This window comes from Pedobacter aquatilis, assembly GCF_032678405.1.
GTDB classification, from domain to species: domain Bacteria; phylum Bacteroidota; class Bacteroidia; order Sphingobacteriales; family Sphingobacteriaceae; genus Pedobacter; species Pedobacter aquatilis_A.
In genome coordinates, this window is the sequence record NZ_JAVTSJ010000002.1 from 203,106 (window position 1) to 225,368 (window position 22,263).

The 22,263-nt window shown below is 38.4% G+C and carries 21 protein-coding genes; 13 read left to right on the forward strand and 8 right to left on the reverse strand.

Annotated features, from left to right (window positions below):
• Nucleotides 1–65 precede the first annotated feature (65 nt).
• Together R2R71_RS06285 and pfkA are read left to right on the forward strand one after the other, a co-directional pair.
• Nucleotides 66–1,757, forward strand: coding sequence for a protein-disulfide reductase DsbD family protein (locus tag R2R71_RS06285; RefSeq protein WP_316830403.1), 1,692 nt, complete (start codon nucleotides 66–68; stop codon nucleotides 1,755–1,757).
• Nucleotides 1,750–2,733: a 6-phosphofructokinase gene (gene pfkA / locus R2R71_RS06290; protein WP_316830404.1), complete on the forward strand. Its 984-nt coding sequence runs from the start codon at nucleotides 1,750–1,752 to the stop codon at nucleotides 2,731–2,733. The genes R2R71_RS06285 and pfkA overlap by 8 nt, the downstream gene beginning before the upstream one ends.
• A 47-nt stretch (nucleotides 2,734–2,780) precedes the next feature.
• Here the strand turns inward: pfkA and R2R71_RS06295 are convergent, their stop codons facing one another.
• Nucleotides 2,781–3,107, reverse strand: a complete 327-nt coding sequence (locus R2R71_RS06295) for a heavy metal-binding domain-containing protein (RefSeq protein WP_316830405.1) — start codon at nucleotides 3,105–3,107, stop codon at nucleotides 2,781–2,783.
• Between the two features lie 90 nt (nucleotides 3,108–3,197).
• Entirely contained in the window at nucleotides 3,198–3,719 is a 522-nt protein-coding gene (locus R2R71_RS06300; RefSeq protein WP_316830406.1) for a 5' nucleotidase, NT5C type, read from the reverse strand.
• A gap of 143 nt (nucleotides 3,720–3,862) precedes the next feature.
• Between R2R71_RS06300 and R2R71_RS06305 the strand changes: the two genes are divergently transcribed.
• The 5 genes from R2R71_RS06305 (at nucleotide 3,863) to R2R71_RS06325 (ending at nucleotide 7,542) form a co-directional block, all read left to right on the forward strand.
• On the forward strand, nucleotides 3,863–4,432 hold the full coding sequence (locus R2R71_RS06305; protein ID WP_316830407.1) for a 30S ribosomal protein S16: 570 nt from the start codon (nucleotides 3,863–3,865) through the stop codon (nucleotides 4,430–4,432).
• Nucleotides 4,433–4,570: 138 nt separating this feature from the next.
• Nucleotides 4,571–5,098, forward strand: coding sequence for a ribosome maturation factor RimM (gene rimM, locus R2R71_RS06310; RefSeq protein WP_316830408.1), 528 nt, complete (start codon nucleotides 4,571–4,573; stop codon nucleotides 5,096–5,098).
• A gap of 15 nt (nucleotides 5,099–5,113) precedes the next feature.
• Nucleotides 5,114–5,788, forward strand: coding sequence for a tRNA (guanosine(37)-N1)-methyltransferase TrmD (trmD, locus tag R2R71_RS06315; protein WP_316830409.1), 675 nt, complete (start codon nucleotides 5,114–5,116; stop codon nucleotides 5,786–5,788).
• Between the two features lie 138 nt (nucleotides 5,789–5,926).
• On the forward strand, nucleotides 5,927–6,274 hold the full coding sequence (rplS, locus tag R2R71_RS06320) for a 50S ribosomal protein L19 (RefSeq protein ID WP_410478205.1): 348 nt from the start codon (nucleotides 5,927–5,929) through the stop codon (nucleotides 6,272–6,274).
• Between the two features lie 92 nt (nucleotides 6,275–6,366).
• A complete protein-coding gene (locus R2R71_RS06325; RefSeq protein ID WP_316830410.1) occupies nucleotides 6,367–7,542 on the forward strand; it encodes a mechanosensitive ion channel family protein in 1,176 nt (391 codons plus the stop codon).
• 82 nt (nucleotides 7,543–7,624) lie between these two features.
• On the opposite strand, the gene R2R71_RS06330 is transcribed toward R2R71_RS06325, so the two are convergent.
• Genes R2R71_RS06330 through R2R71_RS06340 form a run of 3 tightly spaced genes read right to left on the reverse strand, consistent with a single transcriptional unit; the run spans nucleotide 7,625 to nucleotide 11,079 of the window.
• Entirely contained in the window at nucleotides 7,625–8,284 is a 660-nt protein-coding gene (locus R2R71_RS06330) for a phosphatidylserine decarboxylase family protein (RefSeq protein WP_316830411.1), read from the reverse strand.
• A gap of 55 nt (nucleotides 8,285–8,339) precedes the next feature.
• Nucleotides 8,340–8,882: a hypoxanthine phosphoribosyltransferase gene (hpt, locus tag R2R71_RS06335; RefSeq protein WP_316830412.1), complete on the reverse strand. Its 543-nt coding sequence runs from the start codon at nucleotides 8,880–8,882 to the stop codon at nucleotides 8,340–8,342.
• A gap of 40 nt (nucleotides 8,883–8,922) precedes the next feature.
• On the reverse strand, nucleotides 8,923–11,079 hold the full coding sequence (locus tag R2R71_RS06340) for a biosynthetic peptidoglycan transglycosylase (protein WP_316830413.1): 2,157 nt from the start codon (nucleotides 11,077–11,079) through the stop codon (nucleotides 8,923–8,925).
• 131 nt (nucleotides 11,080–11,210) lie between these two features.
• Here R2R71_RS06340 and R2R71_RS06345 point away from each other — a divergent pair, with 131 nt between their 5' ends.
• Genes R2R71_RS06345 through R2R71_RS06355 form a run of 3 tightly spaced genes read left to right on the forward strand, consistent with a single transcriptional unit; the run spans nucleotide 11,211 to nucleotide 13,255 of the window.
• Nucleotides 11,211–12,287, forward strand: coding sequence for an Mrp/NBP35 family ATP-binding protein (locus tag R2R71_RS06345; RefSeq protein ID WP_316830414.1), 1,077 nt, complete (start codon nucleotides 11,211–11,213; stop codon nucleotides 12,285–12,287).
• Nucleotides 12,288–12,321: 34 nt separating this feature from the next.
• Nucleotides 12,322–12,567, forward strand: a complete 246-nt coding sequence (locus tag R2R71_RS06350) for a NifU family protein (protein ID WP_316830415.1) — start codon at nucleotides 12,322–12,324, stop codon at nucleotides 12,565–12,567.
• 46 nt (nucleotides 12,568–12,613) lie between these two features.
• Nucleotides 12,614–13,255, forward strand: coding sequence for a hypothetical protein (locus R2R71_RS06355; RefSeq protein ID WP_316830416.1), 642 nt, complete (start codon nucleotides 12,614–12,616; stop codon nucleotides 13,253–13,255).
• Between the two features lie 48 nt (nucleotides 13,256–13,303).
• Here R2R71_RS06355 and def read toward each other — a convergent pair whose 3' ends face one another.
• Nucleotides 13,304–13,864 (reverse strand): peptide deformylase, encoded by a 561-nt coding sequence (gene def / locus R2R71_RS06360; protein ID WP_316830417.1) that lies wholly within the window; start codon nucleotides 13,862–13,864, stop codon nucleotides 13,304–13,306.
• A gap of 57 nt (nucleotides 13,865–13,921) precedes the next feature.
• Nucleotides 13,922–15,154 carry a pitrilysin family protein gene (locus tag R2R71_RS06365; protein WP_316830418.1) on the reverse strand — a complete coding sequence of 411 codons (1,233 nt, stop codon included), beginning with the start codon at nucleotides 15,152–15,154 and terminating at the stop codon, nucleotides 13,922–13,924.
• 154 nt (nucleotides 15,155–15,308) lie between these two features.
• On the opposite strand from R2R71_RS06365, the gene R2R71_RS06370 reads away from it, so the two are divergent.
• Nucleotides 15,309–17,246 (forward strand): gliding motility-associated C-terminal domain-containing protein, encoded by a 1,938-nt coding sequence (locus tag R2R71_RS06370; protein ID WP_316830419.1) that lies wholly within the window; start codon nucleotides 15,309–15,311, stop codon nucleotides 17,244–17,246.
• Between the two features lie 115 nt (nucleotides 17,247–17,361).
• Here R2R71_RS06370 and R2R71_RS06375 read toward each other — a convergent pair whose 3' ends face one another.
• Entirely contained in the window at nucleotides 17,362–19,512 is a 2,151-nt protein-coding gene (locus R2R71_RS06375) for a S9 family peptidase (RefSeq protein ID WP_410478214.1), read from the reverse strand.
• 190 nt (nucleotides 19,513–19,702) lie between these two features.
• Between R2R71_RS06375 and proB the strand changes: the two genes are divergently transcribed.
• Nucleotides 19,703–20,782: a glutamate 5-kinase gene (gene proB / locus R2R71_RS06380; RefSeq protein WP_316830421.1), complete on the forward strand. Its 1,080-nt coding sequence runs from the start codon at nucleotides 19,703–19,705 to the stop codon at nucleotides 20,780–20,782.
• 104 nt (nucleotides 20,783–20,886) lie between these two features.
• Nucleotides 20,887–22,134 carry a glutamate-5-semialdehyde dehydrogenase gene (locus tag R2R71_RS06385; protein ID WP_316830422.1) on the forward strand — a complete coding sequence of 416 codons (1,248 nt, stop codon included), beginning with the start codon at nucleotides 20,887–20,889 and terminating at the stop codon, nucleotides 22,132–22,134.
• Nucleotides 22,135–22,263 lie beyond the last annotated feature (129 nt).

A 22,263-nucleotide genomic window follows, 5' to 3' on the forward strand; every position in this document is an offset into this window, starting at 1 on the left:
CTATGCTGAGCTTGCTTTTAGATTAATGTGTTTTACGTACTTTAGCCAGCTTAAACACACACAAAATGAAAAAGGTTTTATTTTTGCTAATGCTTGCGGCAATGTTCATTGCGCTGCCGGCATCACATAGCTTCGCCAATATTGCGCAAGATACTACAGCAACAGTACCAGACGATCTTCAGTTTACGGATGTAGGCTCCGCTCAGGACAGTGCAGCAAATAGTGTAGTAAAAGATTCGGTATCCAAAGATACGGTAACTAAAAGCGAAACAACTTCGGTAAAAGCTGCCAGCACAGAAAAATTAACACTTTGGGGAACTTTTATCCAAGGTTTAATTTTTGGTTTTGCAGCAATTTTAATGCCTTGTATTTTTCCAATGCTACCATTAACAGTTAGTTTTTTCACAAAAAAAGCAGGCACAAAAAGTAGGGCTGTTGGCCAGGCTGTAATTTATGGCTTATCCATTATCGTTATTTATGTTGCTTTAGGGATGTTGGTAACCATTGTTTTCGGATCAGACGCCTTAAACGCACTTTCTACTAACGGTATATTTAATGCCTTTTTCTTCTTAATGTTAGTGGCTTTTGGGGCATCATTTCTGGGGGCTTTCGAAATTACCTTACCAAGTACATTTGTAAACAAAATCGACGCAAAATCAGATAAAGGAGGCTTAATGGGCATCTTTTTTATGGCTTTTAGCTTAGCTTTGGTATCATTTTCTTGTACAGGCCCGCTAATTGGAACTTTATTAGTTGACGCTGCATCTAAGGGCGACAGGTTAGGGCCGGCAATAGGGATGTTAGGTTTTTCTTTTGCATTAGCAATTCCTTTCGCATTATTTGCATTGTTTCCGTCATTGTTAAAATCATTACCGAAATCTGGCGGCTGGCTAAATAGCGTTAAAGTTGTATTAGGCTTCGTCGAACTGGCATTTGCATTTAAATTTTTATCAAACGTAGATTTAGCTTACCATTGGAATTTACTTGATAGAGAAGTTTTCTTAGCCATTTGGATCGCTATATTTATTTTGATGGGTATTTACTTATTGGGTAAGATTAAATTCTCTCATGATAGTGATTTACCTTACTTGTCAGTACCCCGTACATTTTTAGCTATTTTAGTTTTTGCCTGGGTAATTTATTTGATTCCAGGAATGTGGGGAGCGCCGCTAAAATCAATTAGCGCATTTTTGCCTCCAACTGCAACTCAAGATTTTGATTTGAATAATTTGAAGGCCTCGCAGCCATCTGGTAATTCAAAAGGATCAATAAATGAGAAAAAATATGCAGAACTTTTTCATCGTCTTACACCAAAAGGTTTTGATCCATATTATGATTTCGATCAGGCTAAACAAGCATCGAAAGAATTAGGCAAGCCAGTTTTAATTGATTTTACCGGATGGAATTGTGTAAATTGCAGGAAAATGGAGAACAATGTCTGGTCAAATTCAGAAGTAGCAAGAAGGTTAAAAAACGATTTTGTTATGGCAGAATTGGTTGTCGACGATAAAACAGAACTGCCTGTTGAAGAACATTATACCTCTACTTTTAGCAAGAAAAAAATAACTACTATTGGGAAAAAATGGAGCGATTTCCAGGCTTCGACTTTTAACAGCAACTCTCAACCACAATATGTAATTGTAGATGGCGATGGAAATGTTTTGGTGCCACCTCAGGGAGCAGATTATAATGCCGAAAACTATATAAAATTTTTAGACAGCGGAATAGCTGCCTTCAAGAAACAAACAAATGAGTAAGATAAAAAACATTGGTATTTTAACCTCCGGAGGAGATTCTCCGGGCATGAATGCCGCAATCAGAGCTGTTGTCAGGGCTTCCATTTATTACGACATCGAAGTAACAGGTTTCCTTCGCGGGTATGAAGGTCTTATTAATGATGACTGCATGCCGATGGATCGTAAATCTGTTGCGAACATTATTCAACGCGGCGGAACAATTTTAAAAACGGCAAGAAGTGATGCTTTCAGGACACCAGAAGGAAGGAAAACGGCTTTCGAAAACCTGAAAAAAAGAGGTATAGATGCTTTGGTTGTTATTGGTGGTGATGGAACATTTACGGGAGCAAATATCTTTGCTAACGAACATGATTTTCCTGTAATCGGTTTGCCTGGTACAATTGATAACGATTTGGCCGGAACCGATTTTACCATAGGTTATGATTCGGCGATTAATACTGTAATTGATGCGGTTGACAGAATCAGGGATACAGCAGAATCTCACGATAGGCTTTTTATCGTAGAAGTTATGGGGCGGGATTCTGGTTTAATTGCTTTACGAAGTGGTATCGGTGTGGGTGCTGAAGCAATTCTTATTCCTGAAGCCAATATGGGTGTTGAAGATGTGCTCCACAAGCTTGAGCACAGCCGGAAAGATAAAGCCTCAAAAATTATTATTGTTGCTGAAGGCGATGATGCGGGTGGTGCTTTTAAAGTTGGTGAAATTTTACAATCGAAATATCCTCATTACGATACTAAGGTTTCGGTTTTAGGTCACATTCAGCGTGGTGGAAAACCAACCTGTATGGATCGTGTTCTGGCTAGTCGACTTGGGGTTTCTGCTGTAGAAGGTTTAATAAACGGCCAGCGGAGTGTTATGGCAGGTCAGGTTAATAAAGAAATGGTTTTTACGCCATTCGATCACGCCATAAAGCATATTGACGCAGAAAAAGTAAGTACAACCTGGTTAAAACTAATTGATATACTTTCTTTTTAAACTGTTTTTCTGGTGAGCAGTAATTCTACTCCTCACCAGAAAATTATTTATAAGTTTTCAAGGATTACAGCAGTACCGCTTGCAGTTACCATCAGCATACTCCCTCCGGCCCCTACAGTTTCATAATCTAAATCTACACCAACAATTGCATTTGCGCCTAAAGCGGCAGCATATTGCTGCATTTCGTTTACGGCAGTATCTTTAGCTTCACGTAACACTTGTTCGTAAGCACTAGAGCGGCCACCAACAATGTCTCTTATCCCGGCAAATAAATCTTTAAAAATATTTGCTCCTATAATTGTTTCGCCGGTTACAAGACCGATATATTTTACAATTTTTGTGCCCTCAACAGAAGGCGTTGTTGTTACTAACATAGCTTAGGTTTTTTCTGATTAGAACGAAACTTTTTTAAAATGTTACATTTTTAAAGCAAGCCTTTCTTAAATAAGCTTTCCTTTCGAACCTTAGAGTAACAATCCTGCAACCTCTTCCCAGGTATTTACACGTTCATATTCTGTAATTAATAAATTGTGTGGAGAAGTAAATAATAAGCTGCGGCCTTTAAAATTCACGAAGTTTTTTGTTCGGTCGTCGATAATAATGTCAGCCTCAACAATTTTATTTCCACAGAACATAATGTGCTGCCAATCTATAAAGGGAAAATGTTCAGCAAGCCAATCATACTTATCAACGAGCGAATTTCGAAACTCCATCGCAGCCGAAACAATGTAAACATCATATTTCTCCTGCAAGGCTTTAATTACACGCTGGCTGTCGGAAATAACATCAAGGTCTCGAAAAAAGCCGGGCTCGTTAATGTATTCAAACCATTTTTGGTTTACATCCTGGGGAACATGATGGTAAATTTCATTTCCGGCATCGATTTTCAAATCTAACGGTACATTGTAATCGCGGTTATAAAGTTTAATAAATTTTCCAACGGCATCGGCAATTACCTCATCCATATCAATGGCAATTCTTTCCATATTGTATCTGCAAATATTTTTGGCCAAATATCCAGAAAACAAAGAAATTAAACTATGTTTTTAATTTACAGTATTTTAGTTATCTTTGCAGCCCGCAACACGAAGTTCCGGGAAATATGTTGAATACATAAACAAAAGAGAAAATGGCAACTAAAATCAGATTGCAAAGATTCGGTAAAAAAGGAAAACCTTTTTTCCACGTAGTAGTAGCAGATTCACGTGCTCCACGTGATGGTAAATTCATTGAGCGTTTAGGTTCTTATAACCCAAACACCAATCCTGCAACTATCGAAATTAACTTCGAAAAAACTTTAGCCTGGGTTAACAAAGGTGCTGAGCCAACTGATACAGCTCGTGCTATCCTATCTTACAAAGGTGTTTTATACAAAAAACACTTAGAAGGTGGTGTTAAAAAAGGTGCTTTAACTCAAGAGCAAGCTGATGCGAAATTCACAGCTTGGTTAGAAGCTAAAGCGAACAAAATTTCTGGTAAAACAGAAGGTTTAGCAACTTCTAAAGCTGATGCACGTAAAGTGGCTTTAGCAGCAGAAGCTAAGAAAAAAGAAGATAGAGCAGCAGCAATCGCAGCTAAAAATGCACCAGTTGCAGAAGAGGTTGTTGAAGAAGCTACTGAAGAAGCGCCAGCTGTTGAGGCTGAAGCAACTGAGGAAGCTCCTGCAGCTGAAGCTACAAAAGAAGAAGGAGCAGAATAATTTAATTATTTTGTTTCAGGAAATAGCGTTTCGGTTTCGGAACGCTATTTTTTTTACTAAAATTGTCATCCTTAGGTACGAAGAATCTGGATATGCCAACAGGTTTTTCGCACTCAGAATGACAAAATCAATATCGTTATGAAACACGAAGAAGCATTTTATATAGGTTACGTTACAAAAAGCAGAGGGCTAAAAGGTGAAGTTCAGGTGTTTTTCGAATTCGATGAATATGAGCAACTTAATTTTGATGTTGTGTTTGCTGATATGAATGGCAAACTGGTTCCTTATTTTGTTGAATCAGCTAAATTACAGGCCAATAAAACAGGTTATTTCAATTTTGATGATGTTGATCATGTAGATAAGGCGCAAACACTTTTGAAAAAAAAGCTTTATTTACCAATTGCCCAAATGCCTGAACGTGATGAAGATGAATTCTTCTATACCGATCTTAAGGGCTTTACTGCTATTGATGAAAACTTAGGTGAGCTTGGTGAAATTTTAGCGGTTAATGAATACCCGCAACAGTTTGTTGCCACTGTTTTATATAAAGAAACTGAAGTGCTTTTCCCGCTTAATGAAGATTTCATTATAGAAATAGATGATGAGGAAAAAATAGTAACTGTTGACTTGCCCGAAGGCTTACTCGATGTTTATCTGGATAATTAAAAATAAATTTGCAGCATGCGTTTCGATATTATAACTGTTTTACCCGGATTGCTTGAAAGTCCTTTTGCCCACTCCATTTTACAAAGAGCGCAGAAAAAAGGAATTGCAGAAATTATTGTTCATAATTTAAGGGATTATGCCACAAACAAACAAAAAAGCGTAGATGATTATCAATACGGTGGTGGTAGTGGCATGGTAATGAGTATTGAGCCATTTGCGGCATGCATAGAGAAACTCCAATCGGAGCGGGAGTATGATGAAATTATTTTCATGAGCCCGGATGGTGTTACCTTAAATCAGAGCACAGCAAATGAACTTTCGATCAAGAAAAACATCATCATTTTATGCGGGCATTATAAAGGTATCGACCAACGCATAAGGGATATCTTTGTAACCAGAGAAATTTCTGTTGGCGATTATGTTTTAAGTGGCGGAGAATTGCCCGCGGCAATAGTAGTTGATGCTGTGGTTCGTTTAATTCCTGGAGTTTTAAATGATGAAACTTCTGCGCTTTCAGATAGTTTTCAGGGTGAGCTTTTAGATGCCCCAGTTTATACCCGGCCGGCCGATTGGCGTGGACACAAAGTACCTGATGTTTTGCTTAGCGGGCATGAGGCAAAAGTAAACGAATGGCGCCATGAACAGGCCTTAAAACGCACTCAGCAGCGCCGTCCTGATCTTTTGGAATAGAAGCATTTAGCTTAATCGAATGTGGAATTCTAAAAGATTGTGGAAAAAATTAAAATAGACTTTTTTTTATCAAAAAAATTCCCTAATATTGCAATCCGATTTTCAAGGTAAAGAAAGTTGGTTTAATAGCTTAAAATCATGGATTTAGTAAAATTTGTTGAAGAGCAGGCCATCGCGAAAAAAGATTTTCCTGCGTTCAAGTCTGGCGATACAGTGAGCGTACACTATAAAATTCGCGAAGGTAATAAAGAACGTGTTCAAATTTACCAAGGTGTTGTTATACAACGTAACAGCGCAGGTGCAAACGAAACTTTCACTGTTCGTAAAATGAGCAACGGTGTTGGTGTAGAGCGTATCTTTCCTGTAAATTCTCCAAACATCGAGAAAGTGGAAGTAAATGGCTATGGTAAAGTTCGTAGAGCTAAATTATTCTATTTACGTTCATTAACTGGTAAAGCTGCCCGTATTAAATCTTTAAGAAAATAATATTCTTTATTACAAGATATAAGCCTTCACGATTCAAAATCGTGGAGGTTTTTTTGTTTACGCTATCTTTGTGAGATAATTTTAAATCCACTATGTTAAATTCATCTTTTTTTGAGCAGGTTTTCTGGGGTAATTCGGTAAAAGCTTATTGTTTATTTGGTGGGATTCTGTTGGTGGGATTAATTTTCAGAACCATCGTTTCAAGGCTGTTGAGTAAGTTACTCTTCAAATTGTTTAAAAGCTTTTCGAAACAAGCTCATGATGATACGTTTGTTGCGCTCTTATTAAAACCTATTGAGGTTTTTATCTTGTTTTCTACGCTTTATCTATCTATAAATCAGTTAAAACATCCGCTGGAAGTAACCGTTTTTCATTTTAGCCGATTAGTTGGAAAAACAAAGGAGCATATTCCTGTAACCATTGGTGAGTGTATCGATAGGATATTTTTGTTCCTGATCATTCTTTCTATCTTCTGGATTTTTCTCCGCATTATCGACTTCATTTCGCATGTTTTAATGTATCGTGCATCGCTTACCGAAAGCAAAGCGGATGACCAACTTGTACCCTTTTTAAAAGAACTCTTTAAAACGATTATTGTATTTATCGGTTTTTTTACCCTGCTGGGCTTTGTATTTGAGGTAAATGTTTTAACGTTAATAACTGGTTTGGGGATTGGTGGTATAGCAATAGCTTTGGCCGCAAAAGAAAGCCTCGAAAACCTTTTGGGTTCATTTACCATTTTCCTTGATAAGCCTTTTACAGTAGGCGATTTAGTAAAAGTTGATGGTGTTGAAGGAACGGTAGAAAAAGTGGGCTTTAGAAGTACTTTGATCCGTACTTCAGAAAAAACAATGGCAACAATACCTAATAAGGGAATGATTGATGGTGTTTTGGAAAATATGAGCTTAAGAAATTTCAGGCGGGTAAAATTTTCCTTCGGAATAACTTACGAAACCAATGCGGAAACCATTAAAAATATTGTTGATGAAATAAAGACATATATTCGTGAGCATGAAGATACCAGTAATGACGGAAATGCTTACTTTGAGGGTTTTGGCGATTCTGCCTTAAACATTGAAGTGATTTATTTTGTTTCCATTACCGCTTATAACGATTACTTGGCCATAAAACAGGAAATTAACTTTAAGATTATGGAAATTGTAATGCGGAATAAATCTGATTTTGCTTACCCAACGCAGCGATTAATCAGTGACAAGTCTACAGGTTCGGCTGGAGAAAAGGCTGTGGGGAATGATAGCACCGACTAAGACGGGAATTGAATGAAGAGAGAAGACTTACAAAGTTTAAAATGAACTGCTTGATAAACTTTGTAAGTCTTCTTTAGTATGATTAACTTAATGTTGCTAAAGTGGTAATACCACCTTTAACTACGTCATTAAGCTGAACATTAACTTTTGTGCCCACAGGAAGAAAAACATCAACCCTTGAACCGAATTTAATAAATCCAAACTGCTCGGTTTGCACAACCTGATCGCCTTCTTTTACATACCAAACAATTCTTCGTGCCAAGGCGCCGGCAATCTGGCGGAACAATACAGGCGTACCATTTTTATGCTCCACAACAGTTGTTGTACGTTCGTTTTCGGTAGATGATTTAGGGTTCCATGCAGCAAGGTATTTACCCGGATGGTATTTAAAGAATTTTACAACACCCGAAATTGGATTACGGTTAATGTGAACGTTAACAGGCGACATAAAAATTGATACCTGTAGTCTTTTATCTTTAAAATATTCACCTTCTTCTGTTTCTTCAATAACAACAACCTTACCATCTGCAGGGCAAATTACAAGGTTTTCACCAGATGAAAAACTGCGGCTGGGATTACGGAAAAATTGTAAAACAATAATAAACAATGCTGCTGAAAAGATATAAACAAACCAGCGTAGCCAGGTTACATCGTAATATTTGTAATCAACAAATGCATTAATGATGAAAATAAATAATATGCTTAAAGCTATAGTTGTGTAGCCTTCTTTGTGTATGGTCATTGTGTTAGGAATTATTGAGCAAAGGTGCGAAAAATAAATTAATACAATCTAAAAATTATGCTTCGGTTGCTCTGTAAATATCAGTCAGGTTACGACCAAGGCCATTGTAATCTAATCCGTAGCCGACCACAAATTCGTTAGGGATTTCAAAACCAATGTAATCAAGCTCTTCTATTTCGTGCTTAAGGGCAGTTGGCTTAAGCAAAAGGGAGCTTACTTTCAATGAGGCTGGATTCTTCTCCTTTATCGTTTTTACAATATGGGTTAATGTTAAACCGGTATCAACAATATCTTCAACAATGATTATATCACGACCCTCAATATCATCAGGTAAACCAATTAATTCTTTTACTTTTCCCGAACTTGAAGTTCCATCATATGATGCAACACGCATAAAGGCAACTTCGCAGGGCACGGTAATTTCTTTAATTAAATCGGCCATAAATAAAAAACTGCCATTAAGAATGCCAATAAATAAAGGGCATTTGCCTTCATAATCTACGTTAATCTGAATGCCTAGTAAGCGGATTCTTTTGCTAATGGTGTCGTTTTCTAAGAAGATTTCAAATTCTTTATCTTCTACTTTTATTTTATGCATTTATTTAATTGTATGGTTGTGGCTATTAATTTTAGCCCCGTTATTGAATTTTCTCCAGCTCTTTTTCTCTTCTTCGTTGTTCCCTCCGCTCCTGTCTTAACTGTTTTCTGGTTTTGGTGGTATCGCCTGGTTTAATAGCCGAACGGTTTGAGGTGTCTTTTTTGCCACCACCAAAAATCCTGTCGAAAAGGTTTTTGCTTTTATCCTGCATTACCACAGGTGCAACATCCATATCATCATCACCGTCAAAAGCCGTGGTATCTACTACTGCGGTATCTGGCGCAAGGTATTGGCGTAAGCCTTCCCTTAAACGAACATTATAGAAACCATAACCGGAGGTGTCTGCTGGCGTTAAACCTCTTCGTGCCATGATATTTCCCATAAACCTGAAATAGTTGAACATGTAAGGTTTTAGACTTCCATCCGCCATAAATTTGTACATCGATGCTTTTGGCTTTGGTACAATGCTGGCCAGGAAAAGCCCATCACCTATTGTTAAATCGGCAGGTTGTTTTCCGAAATAATACCTTGATGCCTCACCAATACCATAAATATTCTGGCCCAACTCCATAATGTTAAAGTAAACCTCAAGCATACGCTGCTTACTTACCAGATGGTTGTGTTCGATGAGCCATACAATTAAAATTTCCTCCGCTTTGCGGGCGAGGGTTTTCTGGCGACTGAGGTAAACATTTTTAACCAGCTGCATACTAATTGTACTACCGCCACGCTTGAACTTTTTCTCCTTAAAGTTTACTGCTATTGATTTACGGATAGACTCTTCAACAAAACCATTATGGGTAAAGAAAGAGGGATCTTCAGCCGTTAAAACGGCATTAATGAAGTTTTTAGATATGGCGTTAAGCGGTGTGAAATTAGGATTAGACGGGCCGATAGTAATATCGCGCATCGGCTTGCCGTATTCGTAAGGGGTGTAAACAAAAGGACTGTTTATCTTTTGCAGGTTGGTTTTCCCCCATTGTAATATTTTAAAATCAACCGGAGTTAAGGTCGAACTGAACTTCACACTGTCAGGAATCGCCGTATCAAGATAAAAATTCAGGTTGTACTTTACTTTACCCTGCACTTTTAAGCCATCAAGCGATTCAAATAAGCCCTGAGGGAAAGCCTGAAAAATGGCCTGTGCATCCTGCTCTTCGGCATTTAACTTTAACTCATATATCTTGTTCTTTCCTAAAGTGTATTTCACATAAGGATGAATAGAAGCATTTTTTAAATAAGCTGTAGAGCTGCTATCCAAAGCGATATAATTTGGACCTACCAGAACATCTGCGTCGAGCTTGGCACTTTGAACAATTATATCATTGCTTGCAATACGTGGCTGGTTAATCAACATGTTTTTAACCGACCATGAGCCCGATATTTTATAATCGTCGCCACTAAATTTAGCATTTTTAAGCTCAGTTTGTAAGGTATCGAAGCTCAGTTTTGCATGAAGCTTATTGTTCAGGTAGGGTAATTCCAGTTTTTTTCCGTCAGCATAAGCACTAATGCTTAACTGCTTATTTCCAGGGTCAACTTCTCCATCTACATGCCAGGTAGCTTCTCCATTATTCACATCAATAGTCGATTTTAAGTCTCCCCCATCAATTGTTGCTACAGTTGCAAAATTTAATTTAGCCGTATCATTATCGTTAAACTTAAAAACCATGTTTTTAACATCCATGTCATCAGGAATTTTATATAATACCTCGTTAAGGATGTTGCTGGCAATATCAGCAAGGTTCACCTTGCTTTTAGTGGTCGTGCTGTCTTTTTTCTTTCTCTTTAAAATGAAATCGATATTTGTTGTTGAATCTTTAAGTACCACACTTACAAAACCGTTGTTAAGTTTAAGTTCGGCGAGTTTTACGTTGCCAAATAGTAAAGGCCATAATTTTACACCCACACTAAGCTCAGAAATATTGGTAAGGGTATCCCGGTCTTTAGGAACAACAGAAATCGCAGTCATTTTAACAGTGCTTAGGCCGGTAAAGCCAGCAGAACCAATTTTAACATTTAGGTTGTAATCCTTATCGGCTTTCGTGATTGCTTTGGCAACCATTTTTTTGAGTAAGGCTTCCCTTTTACTGTATGCAATAGCGCCCAGAGCAATGCAAACAATTAAAAAAACACTTAAAACCCAGGCACCAATTTTTAAATATTTTTTAGGGATGTTAATTTTAGGTATGCGCATACAGTCGTTAAAATGGTTAATTGCTTAAACGTAACAATTAAATGTTTATTTCGTGTTAAAATTACAGTTTAAAACCCTAAATAAAAGTATTTATGGCTATGTTTTGTTAATTTTGAATTTAAATTAATACGATGCAGATTAGTCCCCAGCAAGTTTTAGATGCTTTAAAAAATGTAGAAGATCCGGATCTTAAAAAAGACCTGGTAACCTTAAACATGATTAAGGATTTACAAATAGTTGATACACAAATAAACTTTACACTCGAACTTACTACCCCGGCATGCCCTATGAAGGACATGTTAAAAAATGCCTGTACCAATGCAATTAAGCATTTTGTATATGCTGAAGCTGAAATTAATATCAATGTAACTTCAAGGGTAACCCAGCCAACCAATTCATCATCACTTGATAACATAAAAAACATCATTTTGGTTTCATCAGGAAAAGGTGGTGTTGGAAAATCTACAGTTTCGAGTAATCTGGCGGTTACTTTAGCTAAAGATGGAGCTAAAGTTGGTTTAATCGATGCCGATATTTATGGACCATCGGTACCAACCATGTTTGATTTGGTTGATGCAAAACCGGGCGCTGTTGAAACCGCCGACGGTAAAACCAAAATTATTCCGATAGAAAAATACGGTATAAAGTTATTGTCGCTAGGTTTTTTTGCCGATCCTGATCAGCCTGTGCCTTGGCGTGGGCCAATGGCATCCAACGCTGTTAAACAATTATTTAACGATACTAACTGGGGCGAGCTGGATTATTTAATTGTCGATCTTCCTCCTGGAACTGGCGATATCCATATTACTATTACCCAAAGCTTTCCTATTTCCGGAGCGGTGGTTGTTACCACACCTCAGCAGGTTGCGCTTGCAGATACACACAAAGGCTTAGCAATGTTCCGCATGCCGGGAATAAACATTCCGGTATTGGGTGTTGTCGAAAACATGTCTTACTTTACACCGGCAGAATTGCCTGAAAATAAGTATTACATCTTTGGTAATGGCGGAGGCAAAAAGCTCGCTGAAAGATTTGATGTGCCGTTTTTAGGTGAAATTCCAATTATTCAAAGTATTGCCGAAGCCGGAGACAGTGGGAAACCGGCAACATTAAATCAAAATCCGGTATTGGATACTATATTTGGAGATATTGCGAGTAAAATTGCACAACAAATTTCCATAAGTAACGCACAGGTAGCTAATTGCTAAAAAATTACTATTTTTATATTTTAAAAAGCACATAATGAATTTAACAGAACAAGTAGAACAGGCATTAGAAACCATCAGACCATATTTAATTGCTGACGGAGGTGATGTTTCTGTTGAAGAAATTACATCAGATGGCGTGGTTAAACTAAAGCTTTTAGGTAACTGCGGTTCGTGCCCTATGAGTTTTATGACCATGAAATCAGGCATTGAGCAAGCAATAATGAAAGCTGTTCCTGAAATTACCTCGGTAGTTGCCGTTAATATGGCAGAACAAGATTAACAATATTTAACAAGCGGTTTTAAGTATTAAAATTACTTTTGTCTTAATGAGATATTGTATTGTCCTTATTTGCCTTATTTTTTCCATAACCACTTTTGCTCAACAAAAAGCGGACAAGGATAAACTTATACAGTTTTCCGGGATTATAACAGATATTGACAGTACCAATGTTATTCCATATGTTACTATAACAAATCTTTCTGCAAACAGTAAAAGAGTTGCAGCAGATTATAGAGGTTATTTTACGTTTATTGTGAATCCGGGCGATACCATTTTATTTACGGCAATAGGTTACAAGAAATTTTCGACGATTATTCCTGAAAGTACACCCGATAGCAAGTATACCATAATGGTTAAATTAAAGGCAGATGTAATTAACTTACCAACTGTTCGTGTTTTTCCGTGGGCTACTACAGAAGAATTTACCCGTGAATTCTTATCGATGAAACTAGCCGATGATGATTTGGCAATTGCTAAAAGAAATCTTTCCAAATCATCGATTAATGGCTTAATCCAAACATTACCGAGAGATGGCGGTGAAATTGGCAGTCAGAATTACCGATATAATTTCGACAGGATGGTTAACAAAAATATGGTTCAAACCAATCCTTTGCTCAATCCTTTTGCCTGGGGTAAGCTTATGCAGCAAATATTTGACGGGGATAGAAAGCGAAGCGAAAACGAATAAAAAAAGGGAGAACGTTTTCGTTTTCCCTTTAATTTCTTCCCTCAAGTCTTATCTTTTCTTACTCTTATTCGGAAATTTCATTTTATAATCTGTTTTGATATTTCCTTTTGATATTGCGTCGAGTTTACTTTTAAGCATGGTTTTGCGTAGTATACTTACCCGATCAGTAAATAACTTCCCTTCAATGTGGTCATACTCATGTTGAATAACACGTGCCGGCATACCATCAACATCATCTGTGTGTTCCACCCAGTTCTCATCAAAGTACTTTACCTTAACATTTGGTTTGCGTAAAACATTTTCGCGGATATCAGGAATACTCAGGCAACCTTCATTAAAGTTCCATGGTTCGCCGGTTTCTTCTAAAATTTGTGCGTTGATAAAAACCTTTTTGTAGCCTGGTGTTCCGTCTTCATCGGTTCCGGTATCAACAATAAACAAGCGGATTGGCAAGCCAATTTGTGGCGCAGCAAGCCCAACACCATTGGCGTAATACATGGTGTCGAACATGTTTGCAATAAGCTCTTTTAATTCATGATAATCTTTGTCTATATCAGTCCCAACTTTTTTTAAAACCGGGTCTCCGTATGCAACTATAGGTAATTTCATTATGTGTTATGTTTTTTATTTCCCTCGCAATGATGGAAATCGATACAAAAATAGCAATTATTCCAGTAATGGACTGAAAGTAAAAATATTCAGCTGTTCGGGCGCTAAAACTTCATCAACAATCTGTGCAACTTCCTGAGCGGTTACGCGGTTGATTTTCTCAAAAACCTGCTCCAGCGAATCAATTTTGTCATGGTCGATCAGGCTTTTCGCCATTGAGATAATCAAACCAATTCTGTTTTCCTCACTTAAAGCAATTTGCCCGATAAATTTGTTTTTTGCCTTTTGCAACTGTAAATCATTCAGCGGGTTATCACGTAATTTTTTCATCTCTTTGAAAATCAAAGACAATGCTTTTTGATGCTTTTCCTTATCGGTTCCAAAATAGATGGAGAATATTCCAGTATCGCTGAGGGGCGAAAAATTAGACTCTATCGTATAAGCAATACCATACTTTTCCCTGATTTGAAGATTTAAAGTCGAACTCATCCCGTTTCCTCCGAAATAATTATTGAGCAACATTAATCCAGCCTTATTTTTATGGTGTGTGGAATAAGTTTGCGTACCTAAAATACAGTGCGACTGCATAATCGGCTTATAGATATCAGTGGTAACCGACTTTAAAATAGCTGGTTTGACTCTGGCTAAATTTGGAGTATTTTCTTCAACATCTGCAAAGTACTTCGATCCCTTTTTGATGATGCTGTTAAAGCTATAGTTCCCTAAAACAGCAATTACAATTTCGTTTGTCCGGTAATTTGCTTTCCTGAAGTTGATTACGTCTTCCCGGGTAAAATTGTTTACACTTTCAGTTGTGCCAAGGATATTGTTACCTAAGGCGTTTCCAGCAAAAAGCATGTCTTCGAAATCATCATTTATAGCCTCTTCCGGTTGGTCTAAATAGGAAGCAATTTCATCAAGAATAACACTTTTTTCCTTGTCCATCTCCTCTTCAGGAAAAGTGGAGTGGAAAATAATGTCATTGAAAAGATCTAAGGTCCGTTCTAAATAAGGATTAAGAAAGGAAGCATGAACGCAGGTATATTCTTTGGTTGTGTAAGCATTCAAATCTGCACCCACACTTTCCAGACGGTTTAAAATCTGGTTGGTACTTCGTTTTTCCGTACGCTTAAAAATAAGGTGTTCAATAAAATGTGCCAGCCCTGCTTTTTGTTCAGGCTCATCACGGGAACCGGTATTGATGATGATACAGGCATGAGATATGGTCGAAGCCGTTGGCACATGTAACAAACGAATGCCGTTGGGTAAAGTATGAACGTTGTATTCCATTGGAGGGCAAAGATACATAACTATTCTTAGCTGATTTTCGCTTTGGTGTAATATTGGTATTGCCTGATTTACTTATCGATACATATTCTCCATTCGTCGTCTGACTTATAGTAGGCGTCTATCTTTCAGAGATATTTATAAATCAATTCCGATTATGTACACCTTAAAACGGCTCTTTATCCTTTCTGTATTTTCTACATTTTTTTCGATTGATGTTTGGGCACAATCGCTTGGTGATCCGATTGTGAACATCGATTTTGGGACAGGAACTGCAACTTATGCCGGTGCTTTGCCGGCAGGAACCACAAGTTATACCTACGTGGCACAAGCCTTCCCCAACGATGGCTCTTACACGGTTATGAAAAGTACGGCTGCATCTGGAAATGTCTGGTGGTCTACTCAAGATCATACAGGTAGTGTTACCGGAACTTATGGCTACATGATGGTAGTTAATGCAAGTGTATCAACAACTGATTATTTCTATAAAACCACGGTTTCTAATCTTTGTCCCAATACAGCTTACGAATTCGGTGCCTGGGTTGTTAATTTGCTCCGATCGAGCGATAACAGCCCGCCTAATATTACCTTTACGATTGAAAAAACAGATGGAACCATCATCCAGAGTTATACCACAGGCCAAATTCCTTTAACGCCGTCAGGGCCAACATGGGTTAAGAAAAGTTTTAATTTTTCTACTCCAGCCGGGGTAACTGATGTGGTTTTAAGAATGCGGAACAACAGTGCTGGCGGTGCACCCGCAAACGATTTGGCATTGGATGATATTACTTTTAGTCCGTATGGGCCGAGCATTACGGCCGGATTAAACTCGGGCGCTTCATCAAGCCTTACTTTTTGTGAAGGAAGTACAGGAGTGGTTAACCTACAGGCGTCGGTATCATCGGCAGGCGGTTATACTACACCGGCTTATCAATGGCAGCGCAATATTAATGGTGCTGGCTGGACAGATATCCCTGGGGCAACCAATACCACAGCAAGTGTCGATTTAACAGGTGCTGCTTCAGGAACTTATTTATACCGACTTGCTGTTGGCGAATCTGCTAATTTTGTCAATACACAATGTCGGATTGTCTCTTCTGTTTTAACCGTGAACATTAATCCCTTGCCCGCACCAGCACCAAGCAGCAATAGCCCGTTATGTGTAGGTGAAACCCTAAACCTTGTTGCTCAGGGTGCTGCTACATCAACCTACAGCTGGACAGGGCCAAATAATTTTACATCTGCGCTGCAGAACCCATCATTAACTGGCGTTACAGACAATAACGCTGGTACCTACACAGTTAAAGTTAAAACTACTGATGGATGTGAAACTTCAGCAAATGTTAATGTAGCCATAGGAACACGGCCTGCAAGCGCAATAAGTGAAAATGTTACTATTTGTGAAGGGAGTGCAACAACATTAACTGCTTCCGGTGGCGTTCGCTATGCCTGGACACCGGCAACAGGTTTAAGTGATGCTAACGTAGCCAATCCTGTGGCTACTCCATCAGTAACCACCACTTATACCGTGAGTGTTTATGATGCCAGTAGTGCCTGCCCCGCCACCGGAACGGTTACTGTAACTGTAAATAAACTTCCTGTCGCCAATGCAGGCCCTGATAAAAGCCTGGTAGTGGGGAATTCAATTTCTTTGGATGCGACAACAAATGAAAAAGCAGTAACTTATAACTGGAGTCCAGTTGATTTCCTGGACGACCCTACAGTACTTAATCCGGTTTGTTCAGCTACAAAAAATATGACTTACACCCTAACCATTACCTCATTAAATGGCTGTGGCATTAGTAGTGATGATATGAACGTAAAAGTATATGAAAAGCTTTCCATTCCGAATGGGATAACGCCCAATGGTGATGGTGTAAATGACCAATGGAATATTCCGGGCTTAGATTCATATAGTAAAGTTTATGTAAAGGTATTCAATCGATATGGTGCAATCGTTTACCAGTCAACAGTAAAAACCGTTAGCTGGGATGGTACCTACAAAGGGAAGCTACTGCCTGAGGGAGTTTATTATTATAGCATTCTTCTCGACAATGAAAAGCCTTTATCGGGCTGGATTTTGCTGAAATTATAGATCGATCCTTGTTCTTGGGGCGATTAACATTTTATTTAATAAAGCATTGCAATCATCGACCCTTGAGTTCGATGATTGCAATGCAATTCGTTATAAAAGAAATAACTTAATAATCCTACTTTTCAATTCCCTCTAGGGCAAATAAAAATGCCCATCTCAATGATACATCTTTCAGATAATCGAAGCGGCCTGATGCACCACCATGTCCGAAATCCATGTTGGTTTTAAGCAATAAAACATTTTTATCCGTTTTCGTTGCCCTAAGTTTTGCAACCCATTTTGCCGGTTCGAAATATTGTACCTGGCTATCGTGTAAACCTGTAGTTACCAGCATATTCGGATAAGCCTTTTTCTCTACGTTTTCATATGGAGAATAACTCTTCATATAATCGTATGCATCTTTTTTCTTCGGATTGCCCCACTCATCAAATTCATTTGTTGTTAATGGAATGCTCTCATCCAACATGGTATTTATTACATCAACAAAAGGAACATCGGCAATTATACCATTCCATAAATCGGGAGCCATATTTGCTACAGCACCCATTAACAAACCACCTGCACTACCTCCATGGGCATACAAGTGACCTTTAGAAGTATATTTCTGTTCAACTAAATATTCGCCTGCGGCAATAAAATCGGTAAATGTGTTTTTCTTTTTCATCAGTTTACCATCTTCATACCATTGCCTGCCCATCTCTTGCCCTCCACGAATGTTTGCGATAGCGAAAACAAATCCACGGTTAAGCAAACTGAGCCTTGGTGAAGAAAATGTAGCATCGGTGCTTGAGCCATAAGAGCCGTAGGCGTAAAGTAATAATGGTGCTTTTCCATTTTTCTCGAAACCCTTTTTGTAAACAATGGCAACTGGAATTTTTGTGCCGTCTTTTGCAGTCGCAAAAACACGTTCTGTTGCATAGTCATCGCGATTGTATCCACCAACAACTTCCTGCTGTTTCATTAACTTTTTATCCTTTTTCTCTAAATCGTAATCGTAGGTAGAGTTAGGTGTGGTAAGCGAAGTATATGAATACCGAAGCGTTTTACCGTTGTACTCAGGGTTTGAACCTATTCCCGCAGCATATACTGGTTCATCAAACTTGATGTAATAATCGCTTCCATCGTTTTTCATCACGCGAAGTGCCGTTAATCCGTTTTTACGCTCTGATAAAACCAGGTAGTCTTTAAACTCTTCACCATATTCCAACAATACGTCTTTTCGGTTTGGAATTACTTCTTTCCAGTTTTCTTTTTCTGTTTTATCCAGAGGACATTCCATTAAGCGGAAATTTTTTGCATTCCAGTTGGTTACGATATAAAATTTATTGTCAACAGGTAAAACATCATACAAAACATCTTTGGACCTGGCCGAGAAAACTTTAAACGGAGCCTCAGGGTGGTCAGCATCAATCATCCTGTACTCAGAGGTTAGCGTCCCCTGCGAACCAATAAAAATGTGTTTGCCGTTTTTCGATTTCATCACCCCGATGTAATTCGAATTGTCTTTTTCATCGTAAACCACAACATCAGCTTTGGCATCTGTACCCAGAACATGCTTTTTAATCTTTTCACTTAGAAGCGTTACAGGATTTTTCGAGGTGTAGAAAAAGGTTTTATTATCGTTGGCCCAAGCCACCGCACCTTCGGTATTCGCAATGGCATCCTTATAAATTTCGCCTGTTTCGAGGTTTTTTACCTGTATGGTATACTGCCTTCGTGAAACTTGATCGACACCAAAAGCGAGCAGTTTATTATCAGGGCTAACGCTAAAACCTGTTGCACTATAATAAGCGTGCCCTTTTGCAAGCGCATCAACATCTAGTAAAATTTCTTCTTTAGCCGTCAAACTGCCTTTTTTGCGGCAGTATTTATAATATTGTTGTCCGTCCTCCGTACGAGTGTAGTAGAAATAACCATTCTTAAAAACCGGAACCGACTCGTCTTTTTCCTTAATACGGCCCTTCATTTCCTTAAACAAATCAGCCTGAAACTTTTCAGTTCCTTTCATCATGGTATCAAGGTATTTATTTTCCGCTTTTAGGTAATCGACCACCTTTGTGCTATCGGGCCCTTTTTTGAAATAGTCAATCATCCAGTAATAGTTGTCAATTACAGTATCGCCATGAATAATTCTTTTATGCGGATTAATTGCTGCAATAGGAGGTTTGGCATCGGGCCATTTTATTGGTTTCATTTCTTCTTTTTGTGGATGGTTACAAGCTGAAATTGTACCCAGCAAAATCAGCGAGGGAAAGATACGTTTCATCATGGTGGTTTGGTTAAGGTTTAATGCAATTTAATGATTTTTTCTTGTAGATTTTATTCATTACGGTTGCTTGAAGCCGACATCAGCATATTAATTTGCCATTTTCGTAAAAATCAGTTGTCAGATTAATATTCATTTCAATTGAAAAAAATAGATGCTAAATTGCTCCGACAAATGTTTTCGGCATAAAATGAAATTAGGGTATAAAAAAATAGTTATTAAAGTTGGGTCGAATGTAATAACTCAGGCAAACGGACTGCCCGACGAATCAAGAATTCAGCACCTGGTTAATCAGCTTGCTGAAATAAAGAAACAAGGTATTGAAGTAATTCTGGTGTCTTCGGGTGCAGTGGCATCCGGAAGAAGTTTAATAAAAGTTTCTGAAAAGCAAGATGCAGTAACTACCCGGCAACTTTTGGCGGCTATAGGTCAGGTTAAACTGATTAATACCTATGCTAATTTTTTTGAACCGCATAAAATTAAGTGTGCCCAGGTTTTGGTAACCAAAGAGGATTTTCGCGACAGGGCGCATTACCTGAACATGAAAAACTGTATGCAGATTTTGCTACAGAACGATGTTATCCCTGTGGTAAATGAAAATGATGTGGTTTCAGTAACCGAATTAATGTTTACCGATAATGATGAACTGGCCGGATTGATTGCCTCAATGCTAAATGCAGACGCATTGATTATTCTTTCTAATGTTAACGGTATTTATAATGGTGATCCTAAGCTGAAAGATTCGGCAGTTATAGAAGAGATTACAGGTTCGGTTTCTAATCTGGCTTCATTTATACAAACCGGTAAGTCGTCATTTGGCCGCGGTGGAATGATAACAAAGTCAACCATGGCGCAAAAAGTAGCTAAACTGGGCATTAATGTTCATATCGCTAATGGAACTACCGATAATGTACTTACCTCTTTGCTGAATAAGGAAATTGTACATACCCGTTTTGTGCCCGAAAAAATAAAATCGGGAAAGAAAAAGTGGATTGCCCATTCAGAAACTTCAGCAACAGGAATTGTAAAACTTAATGATGGTGCGAAAACGGTTTTAACATCAGGTAAGGCCACAAGTTTATTGCCGGTGGGAATTATCGAAATACAAACGGATTTTTTAAAAGGAGATATTATTAAAATAGTTGATGAAAGTAACCAGCTTATTGGTTTGGGTATAGCAGAGTATGGCTCGGATAAGGCAAAAGAGCGGATAGGCCTGAAAAAACAAAAGGCCCTGGTGCATTACGATTATTTTTATTCGGCGATATAAAAATTTCACCACAAGGAAATGCAACGCATGCAGCAAAGAGCACGTTTCCTATCTTAATTTCCTTTGTAAAAATTTAGCGCACATTGCGGTTAATAATTAACAAAATGAACTACGAACAATACTTCGAAAAGGCACAAAAGGCAAGCCGTACAATGGCTACACTAAGCAAACACAAAATAAATGAGGTGTTAGCTGATTTGGCAGATGCATTGGTTTTACGAACGGCTGAGATTTTAACGGAAAACGAAAAGGACTTAACTAAAATGCCCCGTGAAGATCCTAAATACGACAGACTTAAGCTGACAGCACAACGAATGGCAGATATTGCAGGTGATGTGAAAAATGTGGTGAGTTTAAATAGCCCGCTTGGCGAGGTTCTTTCGGATAAAACCTTAGAAAACAAACTGCATATTCAAAAAGTTCGTGTGCCATTAGGCGTTGTGGGCGTAATTTATGAGGCCCGGCCAAATGTTACTGCTGATGTATTTGCTTTATGTTTTAAAACAGGAAATGTAGCGGTTTTAAAAGGTGGAAGTGACGCTGCTTTTTCCAATCAGGCCATTGCAAAGGTGATTCAAGATGCGCTGCAAAAGCATCAAATCTGTCCTGATGTTTTAACTTTATTGCCGCCTGACAGATCGGCTACTGAGGCTTTGTTAGCTGCAAGGGGTTATGTTGACGTACTAATTCCCCGCGGAAGCCAGTCGCTGATTAACTATGTTAGGGAAAACAGCAAAATACCGGTAATTGAAACCGGAGCAGGCATAGTGCACACCTATTTTGATGAGTCTGGAGATTTGGAAAAGGGAAAAGCTATTATTTTTAATGCTAAAACCCGAAGAGTAAGTGTTTGTAACTCGCTTGATTGTGTGCTGATTAATCGAAATAGATTAAATGATTTAGGACAATTGCTTTCGCCTTTGGCGGATGGGAATGTGGAGCTATTTGCTGATGAAAGAAGTTATGAAGCTTTGGCCGCCTCTTATCCGCAAGAATTATTACACCACGCAACTGAAGAACATTTTGGTACAGAGTTTTTATCGTTAAAACTTGCGGTAAAAGTGGTTGATGGCTTTGAAGAAGCCTTGAATCATATTGCTGATTATAGTTCAAAACATAGTGAAGCCATTATTACAGAAAATGCTGAACATATTACGAGGTTTCTAAATGAAGTAGATGCTGCTGCGGTTTATGCAAATGCATCAACAGGATTTACCGATGGCGCACAGTTTGGCTTAGGTGCAGAAATTGGCATAAGTACACAGAAGCTTCATGCCCGCGGCCCCATGGGGTTGGAAGAGCTTACCAGTTATAAATGGGTGGTAAGAGGTGATGGCCAGGTAAGGAAATGAGGTAAAATGTAATAGGGAGAATGGAAGATCTGCGCTCGTCTCTTGCTTAGCTGAGCTAGATGGGAGCAAATAGTCTATTTTATTGTCATTCTAAATGCAATGAAGAATCCGCAAGCGATAGAAAGTTGG

What these genes read in the sequence shown, in the direction of transcription:
- R2R71_RS06285 (WP_316830403.1), top strand. Translation starts at nt 66, where the DNA reads ATGAAAAAGGTTTTATTTTTGCTAATGCTTGCGGCAATGTTCATTGCG.
- pfkA (WP_316830404.1), top strand. Translation starts at nt 1,750, where the DNA reads ATGAGTAAGATAAAAAACATTGGTATTTTAACCTCCGGAGGAGATTCT.
- R2R71_RS06295 (WP_316830405.1), bottom strand. Translation starts at nt 3,107, where the DNA reads ATGTTAGTAACAACAACGCCTTCTGTTGAGGGCACAAAAATTGTAAAA.
- R2R71_RS06300 (WP_316830406.1), bottom strand. Translation starts at nt 3,719, where the DNA reads ATGGAAAGAATTGCCATTGATATGGATGAGGTAATTGCCGATGCCGTT.
- R2R71_RS06305 (WP_316830407.1), top strand. Translation starts at nt 3,863, where the DNA reads ATGGCAACTAAAATCAGATTGCAAAGATTCGGTAAAAAAGGAAAACCT.
- rimM (WP_316830408.1), top strand. Translation starts at nt 4,571, where the DNA reads ATGAAACACGAAGAAGCATTTTATATAGGTTACGTTACAAAAAGCAGA.
- trmD (WP_316830409.1), top strand. Translation starts at nt 5,114, where the DNA reads ATGCGTTTCGATATTATAACTGTTTTACCCGGATTGCTTGAAAGTCCT.
- rplS (WP_410478205.1), top strand. Translation starts at nt 5,927, where the DNA reads ATGGATTTAGTAAAATTTGTTGAAGAGCAGGCCATCGCGAAAAAAGAT.
- R2R71_RS06325 (WP_316830410.1), top strand. Translation starts at nt 6,367, where the DNA reads ATGTTAAATTCATCTTTTTTTGAGCAGGTTTTCTGGGGTAATTCGGTA.
- R2R71_RS06330 (WP_316830411.1), bottom strand. Translation starts at nt 8,284, where the DNA reads ATGACCATACACAAAGAAGGCTACACAACTATAGCTTTAAGCATATTA.
- hpt (WP_316830412.1), bottom strand. Translation starts at nt 8,882, where the DNA reads ATGCATAAAATAAAAGTAGAAGATAAAGAATTTGAAATCTTCTTAGAA.
- R2R71_RS06340 (WP_316830413.1), bottom strand. Translation starts at nt 11,079, where the DNA reads ATGCGCATACCTAAAATTAACATCCCTAAAAAATATTTAAAAATTGGT.
- R2R71_RS06345 (WP_316830414.1), top strand. Translation starts at nt 11,211, where the DNA reads ATGCAGATTAGTCCCCAGCAAGTTTTAGATGCTTTAAAAAATGTAGAA.
- R2R71_RS06350 (WP_316830415.1), top strand. Translation starts at nt 12,322, where the DNA reads ATGAATTTAACAGAACAAGTAGAACAGGCATTAGAAACCATCAGACCA.
- R2R71_RS06355 (WP_316830416.1), top strand. Translation starts at nt 12,614, where the DNA reads ATGAGATATTGTATTGTCCTTATTTGCCTTATTTTTTCCATAACCACT.
- def (WP_316830417.1), bottom strand. Translation starts at nt 13,864, where the DNA reads ATGAAATTACCTATAGTTGCATACGGAGACCCGGTTTTAAAAAAAGTT.
- R2R71_RS06365 (WP_316830418.1), bottom strand. Translation starts at nt 15,154, where the DNA reads ATGGAATACAACGTTCATACTTTACCCAACGGCATTCGTTTGTTACAT.
- R2R71_RS06370 (WP_316830419.1), top strand. Translation starts at nt 15,309, where the DNA reads ATGTACACCTTAAAACGGCTCTTTATCCTTTCTGTATTTTCTACATTT.
- R2R71_RS06375 (WP_410478214.1), bottom strand. Translation starts at nt 19,512, where the DNA reads ATGAAACGTATCTTTCCCTCGCTGATTTTGCTGGGTACAATTTCAGCT.
- proB (WP_316830421.1), top strand. Translation starts at nt 19,703, where the DNA reads ATGAAATTAGGGTATAAAAAAATAGTTATTAAAGTTGGGTCGAATGTA.
- R2R71_RS06385 (WP_316830422.1), top strand. Translation starts at nt 20,887, where the DNA reads ATGAACTACGAACAATACTTCGAAAAGGCACAAAAGGCAAGCCGTACA.